We start from the raw sequence: 1,152 nt of genomic DNA on the forward strand, positions 1-1,152 counted from the left end.
CAACCTCCCCGCCTGTCTCTTATACACATCTAGATGTGTATAAGAGACAGGTCTTTCGCTGCCCTATGTTCAAGCCGCATCGACACAGGTCTTGCTCGGCAGACGCGTCGTAAATGGCCAATTCGTCGGCGGACCGATTTATCTGATGGGCAACGACCCTTATGCTGGCCTGACGCAGTCGAAGAATTTGCGTGAGATCGCGACGGCTTATGATCCGACGTTCCGGGCGAAAAATGATGTTTATCAGCTGAATGTTGAATTCGATGTATCTCCAACGATCACGTTCACCAGTCAGACCGCGTACACGAAGGATTTTTATCATTCGACGCAGGATTACAATCGCTTCAATTCCTGTCTCTTATACACATCTAGATGTGTATAAGAGACAGGCTACGCACTATGGCGTCTGTCAGAGGATAAATCGGGAACCGGAATTGCCCTACCGTTGCCCTACAGGCATTTCGCTGCCGCTACGGTCGAAAGCAGCTAAGAAATCTGGTCACTTTTGGGAATGGAGACACTGATTGCTTATCAGTGGATAGCTGTTCTGCCACAATCTTCGCAGGGCTGACGATTAGAAATCCACATCGCCCAAATCGAGCTTGACGGGCTTTGTAAACTTCCATTCTCGTTTCGTCATCCGATGGCGGCTGACCTCGAAATCGTCAGTTGAAAACGTGACGCCTGTAATATGGTGAGCTGTGACTGCCTTAGTTTTGACCCTGAGTGCAGGTTCTCTGACATCCTCATCTGAATCAAATATTGGCGCGTCCAGCATAGCCATCAGGCCGAAATCATCGTCAGGCTTTTTGACCTTCTCTGGGATGGGCGGCACGTCCTCCCAAACGCTATAGTCGGGTTCGTCTCCATCCTCCGTATAGTCGAACTGGCGTGCCGAGAGTTTAGTTCCTTCGGGGATGTCGAGCGGTTCAACCCGAGATGTGTGGTGAAACAAGACCACGTTGCGATGTTCGCCGGGAGATTGGACCGAGGGAAACAGGATTCCATCAAGGCCAGGCTCCGGTTTCCTCGCCAAATAGCTGTCTCTTATACACATCTAGATGTGTATAAGAGACAGTCACCAGAGTATGTCCTCGAAAGCACGAGCGTGGACCGGCCCGCGACCGGCGGCTACGCACTATGGCGTCTGTC

The 1,152-nt window shown here is 51.2% G+C and carries 1 protein-coding gene; it reads right to left on the reverse strand.

Annotated features, from left to right (window positions below; all coding sequences use genetic code 11):
• Positions 1–574: 574 nt before the first annotated feature.
• A complete protein-coding gene (locus tag CDQ92_RS20550; protein WP_237246141.1) occupies positions 575–1,036 on the reverse strand; it encodes an RES domain-containing protein in 462 nt (153 codons plus the stop codon).
• Positions 1,037–1,152: the final 116 nt, after the last annotated feature.

Origin of the sequence: Sphingopyxis bauzanensis, assembly GCF_002205675.1 — a bacterium.
GTDB lineage: Bacteria > Pseudomonadota > Alphaproteobacteria > Sphingomonadales > Sphingomonadaceae > Sphingopyxis > Sphingopyxis bauzanensis.